The sequence below is a fragment of the Psychromonas sp. psych-6C06 genome (assembly GCF_002835465.1).
Taxonomy (GTDB): Bacteria; Pseudomonadota; Gammaproteobacteria; order Enterobacterales; family Psychromonadaceae; genus Psychromonas.
In genome coordinates, this window is the sequence record NZ_PIZM01000006.1 from 451,921 (window position 1) to 468,669 (window position 16,749).

Annotated in this window: 14 protein-coding genes and 2 pseudogenes; 9 read left to right on the forward strand and 7 right to left on the reverse strand. The window is 40.5% G+C overall.

Features of this window, described 5'->3' with window-relative positions; all coding sequences use genetic code 11:
- Nucleotides 1-163 precede the first annotated feature (163 nt).
- Together CW745_RS17015 and CW745_RS10610 are read right to left on the reverse strand one after the other, a co-directional pair.
- Nucleotides 164-286: pseudogene (locus CW745_RS17015) on the reverse strand (carbohydrate-binding protein); the annotation flags it as partial.
- 237 nt (nt 287-523) lie between these two features.
- Nucleotides 524-1,963: pseudogene (locus CW745_RS10610) on the reverse strand (chitinase); the annotation flags it as partial.
- A gap of 263 nt (nt 1,964-2,226) precedes the next feature.
- Here CW745_RS10610 and CW745_RS10615 point away from each other — a divergent pair.
- From CW745_RS10615 to CW745_RS10625, 3 genes are read left to right on the forward strand one after another with little or no spacing between them, the layout of a single operon-like run.
- Nucleotides 2,227-2,619 (forward strand): DNA polymerase III subunit psi, encoded by a 393-nt coding sequence (locus CW745_RS10615; RefSeq protein WP_101108616.1) that lies wholly within the window; start codon nt 2,227-2,229, stop codon nt 2,617-2,619.
- The gene (rimI, locus tag CW745_RS10620) at nt 2,606-3,061 is read left to right on the forward strand and encodes a ribosomal protein S18-alanine N-acetyltransferase (RefSeq protein ID WP_238596781.1); all 456 of its coding nucleotides are present in this window, start codon (nt 2,606-2,608) and stop codon (nt 3,059-3,061) included. The genes CW745_RS10615 and rimI overlap by 14 nt, the downstream gene beginning before the upstream one ends.
- A 43-nt stretch (nt 3,062-3,104) precedes the next feature.
- Entirely contained in the window at nt 3,105-3,848 is a 744-nt protein-coding gene (locus CW745_RS10625; RefSeq protein ID WP_101108618.1) for an RNA methyltransferase, read from the forward strand.
- On the opposite strand, the gene CW745_RS10630 is transcribed toward CW745_RS10625, so the two are convergent.
- The 3 genes from CW745_RS10630 to metK form a co-directional block, all read right to left on the reverse strand.
- On the reverse strand, nt 3,845-4,966 hold the full coding sequence (locus CW745_RS10630) for a toxin-antitoxin system YwqK family antitoxin (protein WP_101108619.1): 1,122 nt from the start codon (nt 4,964-4,966) through the stop codon (nt 3,845-3,847). The two genes, CW745_RS10625 and CW745_RS10630, sit on opposite strands and share 4 nt — an antisense overlap.
- Nucleotides 4,967-5,087: 121 nt before the next feature.
- Entirely contained in the window at nt 5,088-5,579 is a 492-nt protein-coding gene (locus tag CW745_RS10635) for a SprT family zinc-dependent metalloprotease (RefSeq protein WP_101108620.1), read from the reverse strand.
- A gap of 120 nt (nt 5,580-5,699) precedes the next feature.
- Entirely contained in the window at nt 5,700-6,848 is a 1,149-nt protein-coding gene (gene metK / locus CW745_RS10640; protein WP_101108621.1) for a methionine adenosyltransferase, read from the reverse strand.
- A 239-nt stretch (nt 6,849-7,087) separates the two neighbouring features.
- Between metK and CW745_RS10645 the strand changes: the two genes are divergently transcribed.
- Nucleotides 7,088-8,416, forward strand: a complete 1,329-nt coding sequence (locus tag CW745_RS10645) for a peptidoglycan DD-metalloendopeptidase family protein (protein ID WP_101108622.1) — start codon at nt 7,088-7,090, stop codon at nt 8,414-8,416.
- Between the two features lie 239 nt (nt 8,417-8,655).
- Nucleotides 8,656-9,000, forward strand: coding sequence for a DUF3802 family protein (locus CW745_RS10650; protein WP_101108623.1), 345 nt, complete (start codon nt 8,656-8,658; stop codon nt 8,998-9,000).
- A gap of 45 nt (nt 9,001-9,045) precedes the next feature.
- Here the strand turns inward: CW745_RS10650 and rsd are convergent, their stop codons facing one another.
- Entirely contained in the window at nt 9,046-9,519 is a 474-nt protein-coding gene (rsd, locus tag CW745_RS10655) for a sigma D regulator (RefSeq protein ID WP_101108624.1), read from the reverse strand.
- A gap of 140 nt (nt 9,520-9,659) precedes the next feature.
- On the opposite strand from rsd, the gene nudC reads away from it, so the two are divergent.
- The 4 genes from nudC to purD all read left to right on the forward strand — a co-directional run bounded on the left by nudC (nt 9,660) and on the right by purD (nt 15,166).
- Complete coding sequence (gene nudC / locus CW745_RS10660) at nt 9,660-10,451, forward strand: NAD(+) diphosphatase (protein WP_101108625.1); 792 nt, start codon at nt 9,660-9,662, stop codon at nt 10,449-10,451.
- A 75-nt stretch (nt 10,452-10,526) separates the two neighbouring features.
- On the forward strand, nt 10,527-11,591 hold the full coding sequence (hemE, locus tag CW745_RS10665) for a uroporphyrinogen decarboxylase (protein WP_101108626.1): 1,065 nt from the start codon (nt 10,527-10,529) through the stop codon (nt 11,589-11,591).
- 275 nt (nt 11,592-11,866) lie between these two features.
- Nucleotides 11,867-13,459, forward strand: a complete 1,593-nt coding sequence (gene purH / locus CW745_RS10670; RefSeq protein ID WP_101108627.1) for a bifunctional phosphoribosylaminoimidazolecarboxamide formyltransferase/IMP cyclohydrolase — start codon at nt 11,867-11,869, stop codon at nt 13,457-13,459.
- A gap of 420 nt (nt 13,460-13,879) precedes the next feature.
- Nucleotides 13,880-15,166, forward strand: coding sequence for a phosphoribosylamine--glycine ligase (purD, locus tag CW745_RS10675; protein ID WP_101108628.1), 1,287 nt, complete (start codon nt 13,880-13,882; stop codon nt 15,164-15,166).
- Nucleotides 15,167-15,662: 496 nt separating this feature from the next.
- Here purD and CW745_RS10680 read toward each other — a convergent pair whose 3' ends face one another.
- Complete coding sequence (locus CW745_RS10680; protein ID WP_101108629.1) at nt 15,663-16,676, reverse strand: hybrid-cluster NAD(P)-dependent oxidoreductase; 1,014 nt, start codon at nt 16,674-16,676, stop codon at nt 15,663-15,665.
- Nucleotides 16,677-16,749: the final 73 nt, after the last annotated feature.

Sequence of the window (16,749 nt, forward strand, 5' to 3'; positions counted from 1 at the left end):
CTGCTCAATCTCGCAGGTTAAAATCAATGAACATGTTGTTGTTTTTAACCCCAATTGCTTAGAGCATTTTCCAAATACCATTGGTATAAGTGGAAATTAATAAATAAAAAAGCCCCAATCAAATTTGATTGAGGCTTATAGTGACGTTATTTAGAAGGGCTAATTAAGCTTTCTTCCAAACACCCCATTGACCCGTTGTTTCTGGGTTTTCACCTTTAGTCCACCACTGTGCTTTATATGTTACACCGTTAACAATTACAGTATCACCAGAAAGGTAGATAGTGCTTGCATCCCATGTATCACCACCTACAACCGGTGTTGGCGTAGCTGTTGGTGCTGGCGTTGGTGTTGGCGTAGCAGTCGGTGCTGGCGTAGCAGTTGGTGCTGGCGTAGCAGTTGGTGCTGGCGTAGCAGTTGGTGCTGGCGTAGCAGTCGGTGCTGGCGTAGCAGTCGGTGCTGGCGTAGCAGTTGGTGCTGGTGTAGCAGTTGGTGCTGGTGTAGCAGTTGGTGCTGGTGCATTACCTACTAATTTCCATGGACCACCATCTGAAGGTAGGTTATCTTGACTCCACCATTTAGCTTCATAAGTTGCACCTTGGTAGCTAACTTGATCGCCACCTGTGTATACTTTTTTCGCATCCCAAGCTGGAACTAGTGGATCACAATCATCACATGGCACTGGTGTTGGAGTAACAACGATCTCATCACTTACACGTACTTCAGGCCAGTTTGCATGTGAGCCGTAGAAGTTAGTAACACACTTCTCGTAATCACCTGGAACTAATGCAGAATATGCCGTTTGGAAACCAACTAATTCACACTCAAAAGATTGACCTTCTGGACGATCAGAATAGTACTTCCAGTTACCATCCCAGTTTGTGTAAAGTACGTCAGTTGCGCCGTTCAGGTTGATGCTGCCGTAAGGTGTTTGCTGGTAACAAGTATTTTTCTCGTCAGCTTCGATTGGAATTTGGTAATGCTCAGATAAACCTTCCCAGTAACGAATACGGTTAACAGGTTGACCTTTATTTTTGTTCACCTCACCACATTCAATACCACCATTAATTACATTAATCGTTGTACCAAATCCGTAAGTAATACCGGCTGCTGCTTCACGCTCAGAAGGCGCCCAAGTACGGTCGATAACGTGTAGCATCGCTGGTTTTGGAGCTTGTGGCGTCAAGAAGAACCAGATTGCTGATGCAAGGTTTAACCAAGAATCGGCAACTAAACCTGGGTTATTAAGTAATACAGTTGCATCACCGTCAAACATTGCTTCTGAGAACATACCGTAGTTAAAGTGGTAAGAAAGCTGTTTCGCACCACGACCAAAGTAACCTTCGCCTGCAGCACAAGGCCAACGAGCATTTTGCCAATCATTTTGACCACAACCTGTTGTGTAACCTGCTTGACCTTCAGACCATCCCATTTCACGAACGTGAACGAGTGCTTGTTGCCACTCTTCTAAACGTAGTGGGTTATCTGAAACATTATCTGTAGAGATATGACCGCCAGTTTCTTGTGAGAAATGAGCAAATGCAGTCACGATAGATTTTTTACAGATAAAGTCAGAATCACGACCATCAGTATATTCACCACAGAAAGCTGGGAATTTAGCGATTGCACGTAAGAAGCGAGTGTAAGTGTATTCAGGTGCCGCCATCTGCGTTAAGAAATCCCACTCAGACTGAGGGAATACACGCTCAACACGTTTAACGTTTTCCGGGTTAGTAGAAAGGCCTGGTTCAACTGCTTCAACGATTGAATTTTCACGAGTTTCGAGTGCTTTTGCCCATACGTCGTACATAGGGTTAAGCGTTTTAGCATCTTCTGCTGCTTGAATTTCAGCTGATGATACGATGTAGCCCGTTGGGTTTTGTGGATCTGGCTGAGGATTCATTGCATAGCTGTTTGCTGCAATGCCAAACCCAATCAGTGTAGAAAGTATTGTTTTTTTAAACATAAAAATTTCCTTATTTATGTATGCCAATCCTAGGCATCATTCCATGTTACTCTGAATAATTGTTATTCAGAGAACTACATTTTCCTAAATAATTTTAAAAATTTGACATCTTAAAATATAGAGCTATTAGGATACCTAATAATGATTAATTATGGGAACGCTGTCAAGAACTCTAAAGGGTAATATGATCTAGATCTTTTCTTTTCGGATCTTTTTTATTCGGTGTTATTATTAGCGCCTTAACATTGAATAATGAGCGCATTATGTTGCACCAAAAAGCATTTTTTTTGCAGGAGATGGGAATCACCCATTGGCAAGTTCGTAAACCGGGGTTATTTACTCAGGGGAGTGGCTTTCCGATGTTAGATCTTAGCGCGTGTAAACTTCTAATTATCTGTGCCGCTGGCGAGTTCGAACACCCATTAACAGAAGCGGTATTGACTGCCTTTCAGATCAGTAAAGACGAGGTATGTTGTTGCACCTTGGAGCAGTTTGAAAATCAACAGGGGAGCTTACCTACTATTATTTGGTCAACATTAGGTGATATAAATCAACCGCATGGTCATACTTTGTTACGCTCACCTGCGATTGCAGAGCTCGCACTGCAACCTAACGCTAAAAAACAATTATGGGAGCAGTTTTGTGCTTTGTCATGAACAGTTAAAGGTCCTGCCAATGGGGCTTAGCGATATTAAATCTATCACCGCAATAGAATCCCTTGCACATAGCCACCCTTGGTCTGAGAAGTTGTTTTTAAGTAACTTTGGTCAGCGTTATTTTAACCATGTGTTGTTTTATGATGAGAAGGTGATCGGGTATTTTGTCGCTAGCTCAGTTGCTGGTGAGGTTACGCTTATGAATATCGCCATTTCACCTGACGTTCAAGGTCAAGGTGCAGGGCAATATCTTTTACAATTTTTAGTAGATCACGCACGCAAAAATGAGCAACAAGAGATATGGTTAGAGGTGAGATGTTCAAATCACAGTGCGATTGCACTTTATCAAAAAGCAGGCTTTGTCGAAGTTGATGTTCGAAAAGCTTATTACCCTTCAGAAAATGGGCGTGAAGACGCATTAATTATGTGTTGCTATTTGTAGCTATCACCGTTCAACTTGCTCTGTTATTTTCCAGGAAAAAAATATGATCTCCAAAAACCAGTTAAAACTAATTAAAGCGCTTGAGTCTAAAAAGCAGCGAAAAAAACATGGCCTATTTTTGGTGCAGGGTGAAAAGAATGTGGCGGAGCTATTTCATTCTGACTTTATTATTAAACATATTTTTGCAACCCCAAGCTACATCAATGCGCAAGGGGCATTATTAAGGGAGCATCATTTAATCGCTAAAACCATCGAAGCGAGCGAAGAAGAGCTTAATAAAGCGGGCACGTTAGTAACTAATAACAGTGTATTAGCTGTAGTGGAATGTAAAGACGCGAAGCTACCGACGATTAAGACTGACGAGTTAATTTTAGTATTAGACCAGGTCGGTGATCCCGGTAACCTAGGGACGATATTGCGTGTTGCAGATTGGTATGGCATTAAACATGTCGTGTGTAGTCCTGATTGTGCCGATTTCTATAATCCGAAGGTTATCGCTGCTACCATGGGGTCCTTCGCACGGGTTAAGGTTTCGCACACACCACTGCCTGATTATTTAAAAGCTCAGAGTAGTCCAATTTACGGGGCATTTTTAGCGGGAGAAAATATTCATCAGGCGCAACTAGCTGACTCTGCTTTTATTGTAATGGGCAGTGAATCTCATGGCATCTCTTCTGAAGTAGAGGCATTTATCTCTAATAAAATTACCATTCCCAATTTTGGGCACGCAGAATCTTTAAACGTGGCAATGGCAACGGGCATTATTTTAGATAACTTTAAACGTTAATTAACTAGCTTCTCTACTTCATTTTCACTTAACCAAAGAAGATAACCATTTAAAAAGTTACTGTTTTCTTTGGTTACTTTACCTTCAGTATAATGCCGAGTAACCTTCAAGTTCCCTTCTTCATCAAATTCTTTGAGTAAGCCGGTGGCTTTAGAGTCTTTCATCGTGAGCTCATATTTCAAATAACCGTTTTCGTGGAAGAAACGTTTTGGACCATTCTGTTTATCATTCTGATAGATGATCTGTTTTCTAAGTTGTCCATTTTGATAATACTCTTTGTAATCACCTTCTCTTAGACCATCAAGATAGTAGGCTTGCCATTGTAATGCGCCATTTGGAAAATATCCGCTACTACTGCCACTTTGCAAATTATTGACGTATTGTTGTTCAACTTTAATTTTACCATTGTCATAAAATTTTAAGGTTTTACCATGGCGTAGGTCAGCTTTGTAGTTAGTGGTACTGATTAACCTTCCCTGTGGGTTATATTCGCGAGAGATACCCTGTTTTTTACCATTTAGGTAGGTATGTTCAAACTGCAGGTTACCACTGTTAAAATATTGGAACTTAAAATGAGAGATCAGCTTTCCTTGTTGATATAACCACTTATCGGTTCGTAATCCACTGCGGTCAAATGCTTCTTCGATACCTTCATTTATCCCTTGTTTATATTGAGAGCGTTTAGCGATTAACCCGGGCGCATAATAGGAGATAGACTCACCATCTTTTTTACCCTGTTTGTATTGTTCCGAACGCCAAATGTCGCCATTTTTTGAGTAATAGGTAACTTGCCCATGTTTTACGCCTCTAACAAAGTGAGATTTAATGGATAACTCACCACTTTTATAGTAGGTAAAACGTTCAGTGCCGACTTTGATATTGTCTTTAAAAGTAGTGACATAGGCTAGCCTTCCATCAGCATGATAGGTTTTTTCTTGCGCAATATGCGGCTTTGGCGGAGAAACTTTTTTTATTTTCTCAATTTTCTTAGGGGGGCTAATCTCAGGCTCATTCTTAGCAATAGGTGTTTCTACAACTGGATCAGGGGTTTTAATTTTAGTACTGCAACCTGCAAGCATAATAAGGGCCAGTATAAGGCTATATTTAAATCTAGGCACTTCTTTAATATCCTTAAATACAATAACTTACGCTGTTTTATTGCCTGTGTGATGAGGCTTGATTGGGCAATTATAATACAGTGCTTAATCTATTTAGCAAACGCTATGATTGCTACTTAGTTCAAACTATCGGATCAAAGTGAAGTATCGAGCGACATTTTTTACAGAGATATTGTGTACCTTTAAGTACCTTGTTATGACGACGAATTGTCAGTTTATGCGTACTACATAAACAACGATAGGGGAACTGTTTACCGACTACGTCATCGATATTAAGTTGGTGGGTGGTGAGTGCTGGTAACCTGAAAGCCTGTGTCATTACATGCTGCCACTCTTTACCATGTGGGCGCACCTTTCCATAATGTTGAAAAGTAATAAGGTGTGCAACTTCATGACCAATTACTTGTGCAAAGAACTCTTTTTTATTGTTAGCGAAGAGGATCGGATTAATTTTAATCAGGTTACGTTGTAGGTGTGCGGTGCCGGCAGCTTTACCTCGTTGATTAAAAAGGTAAGTCGGACGAATAAATGGGCGATTAAAAAAGCACTCAGCTTCGATGAAAAAATGTTCACCTTGAAGCATAAGTGCTTTTTTATCTTCTTCTGTTAGCATATAAGCCACTAGGGTCTAGTCATTTAGTCTGCTTTCAAGAGCAAAGCACGTCACTTAGTTTATCTAAATGCATGCTTTCGACGTAGAAGAGCGACTGAATGACGATAACCTGCAGTATGGTTAGAATGCATCTGCTTTAAGCGCTTCAACTTTATCTAATGCTTCCCAAGGGAACTGTTCACGACCAAAGTGACCATATGCAGCTGTTTCTTGGTAGATAGGTTGGATAAGATCTAACATTTCGATTAATCCGTATGGGCGTAAATCGAAGTGTTTGCTCACTAAACTAACGATAAGATCTTTTGCAACTTTTTCAGTGCCAAATGTTTCAACACTAATAGATGTTGGCTCAGCAACACCAATGGCATATGAAACTTGAATTTCACAACGATCTGCAAGACCAGCTGCAACAATATTTTTTGCAACATAGCGTGCTGCGTATGCTGCACTACGGTCAACTTTTGATGGATCTTTACCTGAGAATGCACCACCACCGTGACGTGCAGTACCACCGTAAGTATCAACGATGATTTTACGACCCGTAAGACCACAATCTCCTACCGGACCACCGATAACAAAACGCCCTGTTGGGTTGATGTGAAACTTAGTGCGCTCCGATAATAGGTTTGCTGGTAATACAGGTTTGATGATCTCTTCCATTACTGCTTCAACAAGATCATTTTGTTTGATCTCTTCAGAGTGCTGTGTAGAAAGTACTACCGCATCAATACCCACAATAACGCCATTCTCATAGGCAAACGTTACTTGGCTCTTTGCATCTGGACGTAACCAGTCAAGTTGTCCATTTTTACGAACTTCTGCTTGTTTTTTTACTAAACGATGTGCGTAAGTGACTGGTGCAGGCATGTAAACGTCAGTTTCGTTTGTTGCGTAACCAAACATTAAACCTTGGTCGCCAGCACCCTGTTCACGAGGGTCGCTACGGTCAACACCTTGATTGATATCTGGTGACTGCTTACCAACTACATTCAATACGGCACAAGAGTCTGCATCAAAGCCCATTTCTGAACTTGTGTAACCAATTTCACGTACTGTATTACGAGTGATCTCTTCGATATCGACCCAAGCGTCAGTGGTGATTTCACCACCAACCATTACCATGCCTGTTTTTACATAGGTTTCACAAGCAACACGTGCTTTTTTATCTTGCTTTAAAATGGCATCAAGTACCGCATCAGAGATTTGATCGGCGATTTTATCTGGATGACCTTCAGAAACTGATTCTGAAGTAAATAAGTCACGTGACATATGAGCTCCTACTAATTTATTAAAATAATTTCTTTGGATGTTTTTACATCTAGACGTCTATCTTACCTATTTTTGTGATGAAAGCTACTTTAATTATTAACGTTAATATTTATCATTTACAATTCAGGTCAATATTGAGAATCATAATAGTTCATAAAAGCCTCTTTGCATCTGTAACTATCATGGGGGTATACTCCCTGCTCGCCTTCTATATTGTTACCGTCTGTACGAGTTGTATTATGTTTTTTTTAAATCGCATTAAAGCGTTTTTTACAGTGTTTATTTCGTTTATTAATAACCTACCGCGTAAACATTTTTTTGCCCTTATTATTTTGTTTGTGTGTCTGCTGGTTATTTCTTTCTTACCAAGTCAGTCTGAACCCGCTAAAAATATTAAGCGCCCACTAACCCTGCCTGTGCATGTCCCTGTTGATGATGGCTATGCTAAAGCAGTGCCTGCCACTGCTTTACCTGAAAAGTATGGTGATACTGATTTTGATTTTAGCGGTAAACGGGAAATCGTCTGGACGATTAAAGAGGGAGACTCGTTAAGTACGCTGTTTCAAAAAGAAGGGCTTTCTGCTGCCGTACTCCATGCTTTACAAGAAGCGGATAAAGATCATTTACGCTTAGGAAATTTATTACCAGGGCAAGAGATTAAATTATTACTGGATGCCGAGAATCAATTACTAGCGTTAAAAATAAAAATTGATTTTGCTAGTACCTTGTCATTTGTACTAAAAGAGGGGAGCTACGTCTCATTTTTAGATACTCAGGAGGGAGAGTGGCGTAACAGTTATTATGAAGGTAATGTTACTGGTAGTTTCTATATTAATGCTAAACAAGCAGGCCTTTCTGCAGGGCAAATTCAGCAGATATCAAGCGCGCTACAGGAAAAGTTCGATTTTAATCGTCAATTACGCATCGGTGATACTTTTCATGTATTAGTCTCTAAGCAATACATTGATGGTCAGTATACTTACGACAGTGAAGTCTTGGCGGTATTAATTAAAACTAATCGACAAACCTATAGTGCTTTCTTAAATGAAGATGGACGTTACTATGATGAAGATGGAAAAGGGCTAGGCAAAGCTTATCGCCGTTCACCACTTGATGGTCGTAATCGCATCAGTTCATCATTTAATCCAAGACGCTTACACCCCGTCACGAAAAGAATCTCACCACATAATGGCACCGACTTTGCTGTAGGCATCGGTACGAAGGTTTACTCTATTGGTGATGGTGTAGTGCAACGAGCTGGCTATCATCCGGCCGCCGGTAATTACATTGTTATTAAGCATGGGCGTAAATATACCACCCGTTATTTGCATCTTAGTAAAATATACGTCAGTAAAGGGCAACGCGTTAAAATGGGACGTTTGATTGCCAAATCAGGTAACACTGGGCGCTCAACGGGACCACATTTACATTACGAATTTCATATCTATGGTAAACCGGTAAATGCAATGAAGGTTAATCTACCACTTTCTCAAGAGATTCCGAAAAAGAATAAAAAGGCATTTAACGCAAGGCGCGATGGGTATTTGAAAGAGATGAATGAAAGTTAGTCACTCATACCAAACGAAGTAAATAGTTACTCTCTTTTATTGGTTAAAAATTATCTCTTTGTTAAATTTATATATTTAAAACAAGTTGTTACGAAAACATTTTCTTTGAGATAAGTTCTTTTTTCTGTGCCAAATTGAGGTTGCATGCTTAATTCGATTGGTTCAACAGGCTAACTTATTTAGTAATCTAGTTAAATATGGCTATATTTTAGTAAACATAAAATTTAAGGGTGTTATTGATGTTACTTGATAGTGAAGCTTACCATGCCTGTATCGGTTATTTTGCTGACAATTTAGATCTTTTTGAAGGTGTTAATGGCTCTGAGGAAGGGGTGTTAATTGCTGATATTGTTTCTGATCAGATAGCGGATATGTTACTCACTTTTTTTCAGCAACAGCCACAACTTGAGCCTGCGGTGCGGTTAACTGTAATGGCTGAAGGTGACAAATTGTTGGAAGATATTGAGCAAATATTGGGAATGTTTTGGAATAAGTCAGCCACGCCTTCGCAACGTGAGTTTATTGAGGAGTACTTTTTACTGCTGAAAAATAGCCTAGATTCTCAAGTTGCAGAGCATGCTTAAGAAAAAGGCTTACTCTCAGCTTCTTGCTAAGAGTAAGCGAATTATTTAAGCGAGAGTATGATGAAGGTGAACTACTTCTAGTAGTTGGTCTTCTCGTTCAAAACGTCCTTCCATAATCTGTCCTAGTTCCGACAGATCTTTATCGAAATCAAGCAGTGCTTTATCACTCGCATTTTCTGCATATTTATCATTAAAGTTAAGTGCTGTATCTGTTGTGGTAGTGATACGAGAGTAAAGCTCTTGTGCAATTTTCAAGTTCTCTACACCATCTAGTTTGCACTGAGCAATAATCTGTTCATAAACCTCAAAATGGCCTGTTGAAGCATAATCAAGCAATAACTGACAGAATTTAGTGATCTTTTTCTGTTCTGGCAAGCTGCGCTCTGATGTTTGGTAAGGTGGCAGTCCTGCTAATTGACAATACAAAACCACGCACTCTTGTCGTGCTTCAAGCCAGTTATCGATAATGGATAGCGTGCCTCCCCATTCCTCTTTTGCTTGTTCTAATTTGGTTAGCATTGGACTTCCTTATTATTGCTTTTGTGGAAAATTGAATTCGAAAACTAAAGAATATTGCTGTTATCGTCAACTTGAATTTGAGTTTAGCGCTTATCTTCATGTATAACTGTGAAGTGATTAAGGATTTATAAAGGTAAAAAATGAATAAAGGGAAAAATTGTTGGTGGTTTATCATTGCGCAGGGACAGATTTTGTTGCAACCTCAGGGCGAACTTATCCCTTATGGTAATTTAGATGATCTTCCTTTAACCGAATCCATCGTCAAAGACAGAGTGCATATTGGAGAATACCAATCTAGCCCATGTTATCTAATTAATCTTAAGCAACCGCAAGATATTGGCTTTGGTGAGTACAGTGAACTACGTGCTTTATTAGGTGTGGTTGATGATCGCTTATTTGATATGGCTGGCCGTGCATTTCAACTCGTGCTGTTTTACCAAACCCATCAATTTTGTGGTCAGTGTGGCAATAAAATGCATGCGATTGATTGGGAGGTGGCGATGAAATGTTACCACTGTCAGCATCGTTGCTACCCAAGGGTTTCCCCTTGCATGATTGTTTCGGTACGCAAAGGTAAAAAATTGTTACTTGCTTTGCATCGACGTCATCAGAAAAATAATTTACAAGTATTCACTACGCTTGCGGGTTTTACAGAAGCTGGTGAGACACTAGAACATTGCGTTGAACGTGAAGTATTTGAAGAAGTTGGCCTCAAAGTAAAAAATATTGAGTATGTCGCTAGCCAGCCTTGGCCATTCCCACATTCTTTGATGATGGGGTATGTCGCAGAGTATCAATCAGGTGATATTAATATTGATCCAAAGGAGTTAGTCAGTGCAGCTTGGTACGACTTAGATGACTTACCAAACTTGCCTAATGAAGGAACCTTAGCGAGGCGATTAATTAATTGTCAGATAGATAAGATCTGCTAGAAAGTTATTAAAATAACGGTTAAAAGTGTTAGCATACGCGCAACCTAATTATAAAGAATAACAGGAAAGATAAGCATGACGGAATTAAAAAATGATCGTTATATTCGCGCTTTGTTAAAGCAAGATGTTGATAAAACACCGGTATGGATGATGCGTCAGGCTGGTCGTTACTTGCCAGAATATAAAGCTACACGTGCACAAGCAGGTGATTTTATGTCGCTTTGCCGTAATGCTGATCTTGCCTGTGAAGTGACACTGCAACCTCTGCGCCGTTTCGATCTTGATGCTGCTATTCTATTTTCTGATATTCTAACCATTCCTGATGCGATGGGATTAGGTTTATATTTTGCAGAGGGTGAAGGCCCTAAATTCGAACGACCAATTAGTTGTAAGAAAGATGTTGATAACCTAATCATGCCTGATCCTGAAGGTGAACTGCAGTATGTCATGAATGCGGTACGTACGATTCGTCGTGATTTAAAGGGCGAAGTGCCTTTGATCGGTTTCTCAGGAAGCCCATGGACTTTAGCGACTTATATGATTGAAGGTAGTGGCTCAAAATTTTTCACTAAAATTAAAAAAATGGCCTTTGCTGATCCTCAAATTTTACACGCATTATTAGATAAGTTAGCGGATTCTGTGATTAGTTACTTAAACGCACAAATTGCTGCGGGCGCGCAATCTGTGATGGTATTTGATACCTGGGGCGGTATTTTATCACCACGCGATTACAAAGACTTCTCGCTGCAATATATGGCAAAAATAGTTGATGGCTTAACCCGCAGCTATGATGGTCAAAAAATTCCAGTGACGTTATTTACAAAAAATGGCGGTCAATGGATCGAGCAGATTGCAGATACGGGTTGTGATGGAATCGGTCTGGATTGGACGATTGATATGGCAGAGGCGAAAGCACGTGTTGGCTCTCGTGTTGCGCTTCAGGGTAATATGGACCCATCAATGTTATACGCTTCTCCAGAAAGAATTCGTCAGGAAGTTGCCACTATTCTGGAAGGCTTTGGTACGGGGAATGGTCATGTGTTTAATCTAGGGCACGGTATTCATTTAGATGTGCCACCTGAAAATGCCAAAGTGTTTGTTGATGCAGTACATGAGTTAAGTGTGCCTTACCATCAATAATTATCATTTGTATTTTTCCTGAAAAATATTAAAGCCATGTTTCTGACATGGCTTTTTACTTTCTATCTTCACTAACTCCCTATATTAAAGGCATTTCCCACCTTTTAAAGCACTTTCACTCCTGTTTTAAAGACTAAAAAACCCAGCAAATAAAAATAAATAGCTCAAATTAGCTTCATTTTCGGGTAGAATACCGCGCTTAGATATACATGAGTACAAATAGCTCATTTCGAACTATTGCTGATGATTAATTTAACCGAGGAAAGAGTAAGAAAATGGAAACTAGCCGACCGATCAAAAGAGCACTACTGAGTGTTTCTGACAAAGCAGGTATTGTTGAATTTGCACGTGAATTAGCAGAGAAAGGTGTTGAAATCCTTTCTACAGGTGGTACTTGTAAACTACTTGCTGATAACGGCATTAATGTAACTGAAGTTTCAGATTACACAGGTTTTCCTGAAATGATGGATGGGCGTGTTAAAACACTTCACCCGAAAATCCATGGTGGCATTCTTGCTCGCCGCGGTGTTGACGAAGAGATTATGTCAGCAAACGATATTCAAGCGATTGATATGGTTGTTGTAAACCTATATCCATTTGCTGCAACGGTTGCGAACCCAGATTGTAAACTCGAAGATGCGATTGAAAATATCGATATCGGTGGTCCAACAATGGTTCGCTCTGCAGCGAAAAACCACAAAGATGTAACGATTGTAGTTAATGCGTCTGACTACTCACGTATTTTAGAAGAGATGAACAGCAACGATGGTAGCCTAACTTACCAAACGCGTTTTGACCTAGCGATTGCTGCTTTTGAGCATACTGCTCAATACGATGGCATGATTGCAAACTACTTCGGTACTAAAGTGCCGAGTTACGGTGAAAATAAAGAAGGCGATGAGGAATCTCAATTCCCACGCACTTTCAACATGCAATTCCAGAAGAAGCAAGACATGCGTTACGGTGAGAACTCTCATCAAGCTGCTGCTTTCTATGTTGAAAATGAAGTTCAGGAAGCATCTGTTTCTACTGCAACACAGCTTCAAGGTAAAGCGCTTTCGTATAACAATATCGCCGATACTGACGCGGCACTTGAGTGTGTTAAAGAGTTCTCTGAGCCGGCGTGTGTGATCGTGAAGCATGCAAACCCATGTGGTGTTGCAGTTGCAGGTAATATCTTAGATGCTTACGAAGGTGCTTACAAAACAGATCCTACCTCTGCATTCGGTGGCATTATCGCGTTTAACCGTGAACTAGATGCAGACACGGCAGAAGCGATTGTTTCTCGTCAATTTGTTGAAGTTATTATTGCACCAACAGTAAGCGCAGAAGCTGCACAAATTGTTGCTGCTAAGAAAAATCTACGTTTGCTTGAATGTGGTCAGTGGGCTGATAAAACTACTGAATTCGACATCAAACGTGTTAACGGCGGTTTATTAGTGCAAGACAGAGACCAAGGTATGGTTGGACTTGATGATCTTAAAGTAGTTTCTAAACGTCAACCAACAGAGTCTGAAATGACAGATCTTCTATTTAGCTGGAAAGTGGCTAAATTTGTTAAGTCTAATGCGATTGTTTACGTTAAAAATAGCGCAACGGTTGGCGTTGGTGCAGGTCAAATGAGCCGTGTTTATAGTGCGAAAATCGCAGGTATTAAAGCTGCTGACGAAAACCTAGTGGTTGAAGGTTCAGTAATGGCGTCGGATGCATTCTTCCCATTCCGTGATGGTATCGATGCAGCTGCAGAAGCAGGCATTAGCTGTGTTATTCAGCCAGGTGGTTCAATGCGTGATGACGAAGTTATCGCAGCCGCTGACGAGCACGGCATGGCGATGGTGTTCACGGGGATGCGTCACTTCCGCCATTAATTGGTTTTTACGTCGTGTTTTAATTCGTACTCTGCGTCGGAAGTACTCACTTGCAGTAGCAAGCTCCGTGCTTCCTTCTTGATTACGAACTAAACCACTTAGTAAAAACGCAATTAATCTAATTGTAATTTTAAGGTGGAAAGCGCTTACTTGCAGTAGCAAACTCCGCGCTTCCTTCTTGATTTCGAAAGAAATCACTTAGCAAAAATACAATTAATCTTTTACCTGGATTTAAAATGAAATCATTTAGTAAAAGATAACAAACTTTTTAAATTATTATTAAAGAATTGCAGTGAGTCAGAGTTAAGCTATTTAGCGTTAGTTCAAGAAAAAAGCGCGCAGTTTAGTCGTCTAAATGATCACTTTTGACGATGAAATAGCGTTAAATGGCGACGTTCTGGCTTACGTAAGGAAAACAAAATGAATGTTTTGATTATTGGTAGTGGTGGTCGTGAGCATGCTTTAGCATGGAAAGTGGCACAAAATGAACAAGTTAAAAATATCTTTGTTGCACCGGGTAATGCGGGTAGCGCACTAGAAGCTAAAGTAACTAACGTTAATATCGGTGTTGAAGATATCGATGCATTAGTTGCGTTTGCAAAAGAAAACAACGTTGAGCTAACGATTGTTGGCCCAGAAGCGCCACTTGTCATTGGTGTCGTTGATGCGTTCCAAGAAGCGGGGCTTGCTTGTTTTGGTCCTACTAAAGGTGCTGCACAGTTAGAAGGCTCTAAAGCATTCACTAAAGACTTTTTAGCGCGTCATGATATCCCTACGGCTTGGTACCAAAACTTCACTGAAATTGAACCTGCTTTAGCGTATGTTCGTGAAAAAGGTGCACCAATTGTAATCAAGGCTGATGGTCTTGCTGCTGGTAAAGGTGTCATTGTAGCGATGACCTTACAAGAAGCTGAAGATGCTATTCAAGATATGTTAGCTGGTAACGCTTTTGGCGAAGCTGGTCATCGTGTTGTTGTTGAAGAGTTCTTAGACGGTGAAGAAGCATCATTTATCGTGATGGTCGATGGTAAAAACGTAGTGGCGATGGCAACAAGCCAAGATCACAAACGTGTTGGTGATGGCGATACCGGTCCAAATACCGGTGGAATGGGCGCTTACTCTCCTGCTCCTGTTGTGACACCTGAGATGCATCAGCGTGTGATGGACTTAGTTATTAACCCAACAGTTGAAGGTATGGCTGCCGAAGGTAATACTTACACAGGTTTCCTCTATGCAGGACTGATGATCATGGCAGATGGCACACCAAAAGTGATCGAATATAACTGTCGTTTTGGTGATCCTGAAACACAACCTATCATGTTACGCATGAAGTCTGACATTGTTACTTTATGTCTTGCTGGTGTAAACGGTGAGCTAGATGGAATGGTTGCTGAGTTTGATGAGCGAGCTGCTATTGGTGTTGTTTTAGCCGCTGGCGGTTACCCTGCTGATTACAAAAAAGGTTTAGAAATTTCTGGTATTCCTGCTGAATCTGAAGGGCTGAAAGTATTCCACGCGGGTACTGCTGAAGTCGATGGTAAAGTAGTAACAAGCGGTGGTCGTGTACTTTGTGCTACTGCACTGGGTAACACAGTGACAGAAGCGCAACAGAAAGCTTACCAGCTAACTAAACAGATCAGTTGGGATGGTATGTTCCATCGTAACGACATCGCTTACCGTGCAATTGCACGTGAAGCTGAGAAGTAGTTTTAACAAAGCTGTCAGTTTTTAGCTGTCAGCTATCAGTTAAGGCCTAATACTAAAAAGCCGATGTTCCTAATTTATAGGAGCATCGGCTTTTTTATTTAGTAAGCTTTTGGCTAACAGCTAGGCTCTAAAGCCCAAGTCTGTTTTTTATTATAAAATGGATACTTTACGGACAAACTGAAGAATGAGTGCGACACAAATGCCTTCTATTTTTCTTGCTAAGGCAGGATTGCTTAGCAAGTCCCGCCATGGATGGCGGGCTAGGCTTGACCTGCACAGGGATGTGCAGGTCAAGCCGGTGCGTTTAAGCAATCAGGTAGTGCAAGATAAAAAATAGCGGGTCGGCCTTTCTTTTGGTTCCGTTTTCTTTGGCCGTTCAAAGAAAATGAACTCGACAACGTCGAAATACCCACTGAGAAATACCGAAAACGTAAAAGTTTTAGCTCGAAACGTGCATGTAAAAGTTGAATCAAGCCAGCGCTTAGTCGTTAATGTTCTACAGTTCCACAATCAAGTCTGAATTTGCCTTGGTGCTACAGCTTAACACATAACCCTGTTCAATTTGTTCCGCTGTTAGGGCTTCACTGCTACTACTGACAACCTCTCCTGAGACTTTACATTTACATGCGCCACAGATGCCTGATTTACATGAATATGGGACTTTAACGCCAGCGCCTTGCATTGCATCTAAAAGAGTTTGCTGGTCATTAGCCATAAACTGCTTATCTAATGCAGGTAGGCTAATTTGGTGGTTGATATCAGAAAAAACCGTTTCGCCCTCTTTTGCTTCAGCAACAAAACTTTCTTGATGAAAATAGTCCATATCAAAACCGGTGGCCGAGACAATCTCTTTTACTGATTTCATATATAAAGAGGGTCCACAGATAAAAATAGTTTTCTCACTACTATCTGGCACTAACTGAGTGAAGAGGGATGAGTCTAAACGACCTTGAAAATGTGTTGCGTCATTACTGTTTTCCAATATCAAGCTAAGTTGGAAGTTGTCATGCTGTGAAGCGAGTTCATTCAGTAGTGACACCATGATCACATCATCATAGCTACGTGCGCTATGTATAAAATGAATATTAATATCGATCTGATTATCTAAGATATCGCGTGCGATAGCCAAGCAAGGCGTAATACCGCTACCTGCACTCATTAGTAATAGGTTACTAGTCGTTTTACTCGCTTGGCGTGTAAATGTCCCTGCTGGTGTCATCGCGGGTAACGCATGACCGGCCTGTAAATTATCAATGAGGTAATTAGAGATTTTACCGCCTGGTACGCGTTTAATCGCAACGGTGACGCTGTTAGCTTTTGCTGGTGATGAGCAGATAGAGTAAGCGCGGTATAAAAGTTTATTGTAGTAATTGATCTCAAAAGTAAGAAATTGACCTGCTTGAAAATCAAAGGGGCGTTGGTCTAAATGTTCAAACTCAAAGGTACTTGCGTCACTGGTTTGATCAATACGTTTAATACAACGTAAGCGTTCAAATTGGTCATTATTCATGGGCTTCTCTAATTAGGCTATCAAAAACTTGAATGGTAGCAAAAAAAAAGGTGAAACCGAAGTTTCACCTTTT